Genomic DNA, 714 nt, shown 5'->3' on the forward strand with positions numbered 1-714 from the left:
AGAGCGTGTCTCAGGTGGGGTGTGGGAGTTTCTTCCAGCAGGTGATCGCGGCGGCCAGGCAGAGGAATCCGAGGAAGTTACGGCCGTTGCGTTCGTAGCGGACGGTCAGCCGGCGGTAGCCGTCAAGCCACGCGATCGTTCGTTCGATCTTCCACCTGTGCCGGCCGAGACGTTCGGTGCTCTCCACCCCGCACCGGGCGATACGTACCGCGATACCACGCCGGCGCAGGAAACGCCGCAGTTCCGGCTGGTCGTAGGCCTTGTCCGCCCGCAGCTTGTCCGGTCGGCGTCGCCGCGGCCCGCGGCGGGAACGGATCGCCGGGATACTGGCCACCAGTGGGACGAAGGCCCCGCTGTCGTGCAGGTTCGCCGTGGAGACCGCCACGACCAGCGGCAACCCGGCCCCGTCGGTCAGGACATGGATTTTCGAGCCCGGTTTGCCGCGATCGACCGGGTTCGGACCGGTCAGGCTTCCCCCTTTTTCGCGCGGAGACTGGCCGCGTCCACGATCACCGACGACCAGTCGACCTGCCCGGCCGCACCGTGCAGATCAAGGATCTTCCGATGCAGCCGGGGCCAGACACCCGCCCGGGTCCAGGCCTGGAACCGACGGTGCGCCGTGGGCACCGACACCCCGAACTCGGCCGGCAGATGCCGCCAGGCACACCCCGAGGTCAGCACGTAGACCACCGCGGTGAACACCGCCCGATCCTC

General features: G+C 68.9%; 1 pseudogene. It reads right to left on the minus strand.

What is annotated here, in order from left to right:
- Positions 1 to 10 precede the first annotated feature (10 nt).
- Positions 11 to 714 (minus strand): annotated as a pseudogene (locus tag FMEAI12_RS11430) (IS5 family transposase); the annotation flags it as partial.

The sequence above is a fragment of the Parafrankia sp. Ea1.12 genome (genome assembly GCF_900465275.1).
GTDB lineage: Bacteria > Actinomycetota > Actinomycetes > Frankiales > Frankiaceae > Parafrankia > Parafrankia soli.